The organism is Caulobacter sp. P1_B12_2 (assembly GCF_056406675.1).
In genome coordinates this window covers 1-5,270 of the sequence record NZ_JBFTZS010000332.1, presented here as the reverse complement: position 1 = coordinate 5,270, position 5,270 = coordinate 1, and the positions used below count along the sequence as shown (strand labels likewise).

The following is a 5,270-nucleotide window of genomic DNA, read 5'->3' as shown; positions in this document are numbered from 1 at the left end:
GCCCTGCATCGCCTGGACGCGCAGGTGGGTGGCGTCGTCGAGGTCCCAGCGGACGCCCAGGTTGAAGAACCGGGTCTCCCAGGACCATTCACGCGCATCGACGCTGGTGCGGTCGCCGTCGTTGTCATAGGCGAACAGGTCGAGCGCCAGGCGCGAGCTCGGCCGCCACTCGACGCGCGCATAGACGCCCGCGCGGCCGTCCAGTTCGCGCACCGGCGTGGTGTACGGCGCCTGCCGCTTGGCCATGAACGGGCTGAGCGGCGGCAAAGGGAAGTCGCCTGTGGCGCTGGACTTCAGGTCGTGCAGCGCCCAGCCGCGAAAGGTCAGCAGGGTGCCGGCCGTGTCGCCATGGGTGAAGACGCCGAGCGTCGCGCTCAGCTTGTGGCCGGCGATCGAGCCGCGCGCCGTGGCCTCAAGGCCGACGACCTTGGTCTCCTCGGCGACCCAGCTATTGATCGCCGATGGGGTGATGGTGTCGGGCACGGACCATTCCAGTCCGTCGTGCTCCAGCGAGATCGGCGGGTACATCAGTCCGGCGCGGGCGGTCAGCCTCACGCCGCCGGTCATGTCGCCGCGATAGGTCAGATAGGCCTCGCCGACATCGACCACGCGGTCCTGGCCCTGCTGGCTCTGGGCGATGATCACCGCGCCCAGCCGGGACGAGAAGCGCGGGTTCCAGACGATGGACGCCTCGCCGAGCGCGGCCTCGCCGCTGTCGCCGAACCGCGCCTTGCCCAGGCCGCCGTCGATCCAGGCGGTTTCGCCGTCGGCGGCGCCCAGTCGCAGGTCGATCAGGCCGGAGAGGGTGTCGCGCGAGAACAGGTCGGCCTCGGCGCGAGCATGGCCCGCGGCCGCAAGGCCGGTGATCGCGGTCATGATCGCGACGAACCTTGGCAAGGTTCTCTCCCCCAATGGGGAACGCTAACCCGCCGCATCCTGAAATTGCGTTAAACGCCTGGATGTTAGGCGAGGGCGCTTCGCAGCGCCGCATAGAACCCGGCTGGATCGATCTTCTTGATCACCCGCGCGTTCGGCGCCCGTCGCTTCAGCGCCGGATCGGCCACCTCGATATCCGGTAGGATGGCGTGGGAGACGCTCAGATAGCCTCGCGTCAGCTCGCCCATCGTCTCGACATCTACGACCGCCATCTCCGACTCCAGGATCAGCCRCTCGTCCAGCGCCACGGCGCAGGTCAGGGCGTCGGGGTGCAGGCTGCCGTCCAGGCCCTGGGTCGCCTGGGCGAAGGCCAGGGAGGTGCGGTTGACCTTCGTGAAGAACGCCGAGCGCGGCGTGCCCAGGGCGTCCAGGGCCGCCAGCTGCTCCACGGTCAGCAGGCCGTCGCGCAGGGTCTCCGTCCAGGTGACGATGCTCATCGAGAAGCCGGCGTTGACAACGATCTTGGCGGCTTCGGGATCGACATAGAGATTGTACTCGGCCGCTGGGGTGACGTTGCCGACCCCGTTGTCGGTGCCGCCCATGATCCACAGATGCTTGACCGCCTGGGCGATGCGCGGCTCGCGAAGATAGGCCAGGGCGATGTTGGTCAGTGCGGCCTGGGCGATCACGGTGATCTCGCCGGGCGATTCCATCACGCGCCGCACGATCTCATCGGCGGCATGGCCGGGGGAGGGGCGTTGGGCGGCCTTGGGGAAGCCGCTGTCGCTCATGCCATCGGCCCCAAACACATAGGCCGCATCCAGGGGCGCGCGGGTGAACGGCCGCTGGGCGCCCAGATAGACCGGAACCTCGCCGCCGCGCTCGCAGGCCTCCAGCGTCGCCAGGGCGTTCTCGGCGTGCTGCTCGAAGCCGACATTGCCGTGGGCGACGGTGATGGCCTCGACGCTGACGCCGGGGCGGCGCAGGGCGAGCATCAGGGAGAACACGTCGTCCCCGGCGGTGTCGGTGTCGATGATCAGGCGCATGCCGTGATCTGCGCCGATCCGCCTCGCTGAATCCACCCGGAATCGCCGCCGCGACGGATGATCGCGCCGTCCGCGACAAAAAAGCTCGCAATCGAACGAGGGTCTCTTGCGGAGGAGAACAAAAGTGGAATATAGAACAAACAAGCAACGACCGCAGGAGGTCCCCATGGTCCGTATCGCACGTGAGTCTTTGGCGCTTGTATCTGTCGCCAGCTTCGTCTGGATGATGTGCTCGGTCGCCCATCTGGTGGCCTGAGTCGTGTAACGAGGTGCGATGATGTCGGGCAATGAAGGGCAGGGGTTCGTCCACCTTCGCGTGCGCTCGGCCTATTCGCTGCTCGAGGGCGCCATCAAGGCCGACAAGATCCCCGGCCTGGCCGCGGCGGCGGGCATGCCGGCCGCGGGGCTGGTCGACCGCAACAACCTGTTCGGGGCGCTCGAATATTCCGTCTATTCCAAGGACTACGGGGTCCAGCCGATCATCGGCTGCGCCCTGGCGGTGTCCGGGGTAGGGGCCGGGCCGACCGAGCGCTGGGCCCGCACGCCGACCATCACCCTGCTGGCTCAGAGCGAGCGGGGCTATTTGAACCTCTCCGAACTGTCGTCGATGGCCTATCTGGAGAGCGGCGAAATGGCCGAGCCGGTGGTGCCCTGGGCCAAGGTGGTCGAGCACGCCGAGGGGCTGATCCTGCTGTCGGGCGGCACAGACGGGCCGGTCGACGCCCTTCTAGCCGCCGGCAAGACCGCCGAGGGCGAGGCCGCCCTGGCGGAGATGCAGCGGGTGTTCGGCGATCGCTTCTATGTCGAGCTGCAACGCCATGGCCTGCCGCGCCAGGCCGCCGCCGAGCCCGGGCTGGTCCACTGGGCCTATGAGCACGACGCGCCGCTGGTCGCCACCAACGACGTCTATTACGCCAAGCCGTCCCTGTACGACGCCCACGACGCCCTGCTGTGCATCTCCGACGGCGCCTTCGTGGGCCAGGACGAGCGCCGGCGGGTCACGCCCGAGCACTGGTTCAAGCCGGCCGAGGACATGCGCAAGCTGTTCGCCGACCTGCCGGAAGCCTGCGACAACACCCTCGACATCGCCCGCCGCTGCGCCTTCATGGTGCAGAAGCGCGACCCGATCCTGCCCAGCTTCCCCACCSGCGACGGCCGCAGCGAGCCCGAGGAACTGACCCACCAGGCTCGCGAAGGCCTGCGAATGCGCCTCGATGGCCTCGAGCTGGCCGTCGACGAGAAGATCTACTGGGAACGGCTCGACTTCGAGCTGTCCATCATCATCAAGATGGGCTTCCCCGGCTACTTCCTGATCGTGTCGGACTTCATCAAGTGGGCCAAGGAACACGGCATCCCCGTGGGCCCCGGACGGGGTTCGGGCGCCGGGTCGCTGGTCGCCTGGGTGCTGACCATCACCGACCTGGACCCGCTGCGCTTCGGCCTGCTGTTCGAGCGGTTCCTGAACCCGGAACGGGTCTCCATGCCCGACTTCGACATCGACTTCTGCCAGGAGCGGCGGGAAGAGGTGATCGTCTACGTGCAGGAAAAGTACGGCCGCGACCGCGTGGCCCAGATCATCACCTTCGGCTCCCTGCAGGCCCGCGCCGTGCTGCGCGACGTCGGGCGTGTGATGCAACTGCCGCTAGGCCTGGTCGACCGCCTCTGCAAGATGGTGCCCAACAACCCGGCCGCGCCGGTGACCCTGGCCCAGGCCATCGACATCGAGCCGCGCCTCAAGCAGGCTCGCGACGAGGACGGCAACGTCAAGGCCTGCCTGGACGTGGCGCTGCAGCTGGAAGGCCTGTTCCGCAACGCCTCGACCCACGCCGCCGGCGTGGTCATCGGCGACCGGCCCCTGACCCAACTGACCCCGCTCTACAAGGATCCGCGCTCGGACCTGCCGGCCACCCAGTTCAACATGAAGTGGGTCGAGAGCGCCGGCCTGGTGAAGTTCGACTTCCTGGGCCTGAAGACCCTGACCGTGCTGGACCGGGCGGTGAAGCACCTGGCCAAGCGCGGCGAGGTCATCGACCTGGGCAAGCTGCCCTTCGACGACACCAAGACCTACGAACTGCTCGCCTCCGGCCAGACGGTCGGCGTGTTCCAGCTGGAAAGCCAGGGCATGCGCGACACCCTGCGCAAGATGCGCTGCGGGTCGATCGAGGAGATCACCGCGCTGATCTCGCTGTACCGCCCGGGTCCGATGGACAACATCGACACCTTCGTGGACTGCAAGTTCGGCCGAAAGCCCGTCGATAACCTGCACCCCTCGCTGGAGGTGGTGCTGAAGGAGACCTACGGCGTCATCGTCTACCAGGAACAGGTGATGCAGATCGCCCAGATTCTGGCCGGCTATAGCCTGGGCGAAGCCGACCWTCTGCGCCGGGCCATGGGCAAGAAGAAGAAGGAGGAAATGGATCTCCAGAAGATCCGTTTCGTCGCCGGGGCCAAGGAAAAGAGCGTCCCGGAGGAGCAGTCCGGCTCGATCTTCGAACTGGTGGCCAAGTTCGCCGGCTACGGCTTCAACAAGTCGCACGCCGCCGCCTACGCCCTGATCGCCTATCAGACCGCCTGGTTGAAGGCCAATACGCCGGTCGAGTTCCTGGCCGCGTCCATGAGCCTGGACTTGTCGAACACCGACAAGCTGGCGGTCTTCCACCAGGACGCCCGGCGCTTCGACATCACCGTGCGGCCGCCGGACGTCAACCGCTCGGGCGCCGACTTCGAGGTCGAGAACGGCGAGGTGCTGTACGCGCTAGGCGCCGTGCGCAACGTCGGCCTGGAGGCCATGAAGCACCTGGTCGCCATCCGCGAGGAGGGCGGGCCGTTCCGCGACATCTTCGACTTCGTCGAGCGGGTCGATCCCAAGCTGGTCAACAAGCGGGCGATCGAGAACTTGGCGCGGGCCGGGGCCTTCGACTCGCTGTCCAAGAACCGCGCTCAGATCTTCGCCTCGGCCGACGTGCTGATCGCCCACGGCCAGAGCATCGCGGCCGATCGCCAGGGCGGCCAGCACGCCCTGTTCGGCGGCGACCCGGCCGCCGGCCGGCCGCGCCTGAAGAAGACGGAGCCCTGGAGCCAGGTCGACCTGCTGGACGAGGAGCTGGCCGCCGTCGGCTTCTACCTGACCGGCCACCCGCTGGACGACCTGGTCGGCGTGCTGCGCCGCCGCCGCACCCACATGCTGACCGAGGTGATCCCGCGCGCCGAGGCCGGCATGGAAGCCTTCCGGATGTGCGGCGTGGTCCGACGCCGCCAGGAGCGCGCCTCGCAGAGCGGCGAGCGCTTCGCCTTCGTCTCGCTGTCGGATCCCAGCGGCGAGTACGAGGTGCTGTTCCCGCCCGAGGC

General features: G+C 68.0%; 4 protein-coding genes. 2 read left to right on the top strand and 2 right to left on the bottom strand.

Features of this window, described 5'->3' with window-relative positions:
• Together AC1DZ6_RS18315 and AC1DZ6_RS18310 are read right to left on the bottom strand one after the other, a co-directional pair.
• A partial coding sequence (locus tag AC1DZ6_RS18315) for a hypothetical protein (protein ID WP_477098571.1) occupies positions 1-897 on the bottom strand: 897 nt, incomplete at its 3' end.
• 65 nt (positions 898-962) lie between these two features.
• Complete coding sequence (locus AC1DZ6_RS18310) at positions 963-1,922, bottom strand: nucleoside hydrolase (protein ID WP_477098570.1); 960 nt, start codon at positions 1,920-1,922, stop codon at positions 963-965.
• Positions 1,923-2,088: 166 nt separating this feature from the next.
• On the opposite strand from AC1DZ6_RS18310, the gene sidA reads away from it, so the two are divergent.
• Both sidA and dnaE read left to right on the top strand, forming a co-directional pair.
• Complete coding sequence (sidA, locus tag AC1DZ6_RS18305; protein WP_085953699.1) at positions 2,089-2,178, top strand: cell division inhibitor SidA; 90 nt, start codon at positions 2,089-2,091, stop codon at positions 2,176-2,178.
• 21 nt (positions 2,179-2,199) lie between these two features.
• On the top strand, positions 2,200-5,270 hold a 3,071-nt coding region (gene dnaE, locus AC1DZ6_RS18300), incomplete at its 3' end, for a DNA polymerase III subunit alpha (RefSeq protein ID WP_477098569.1).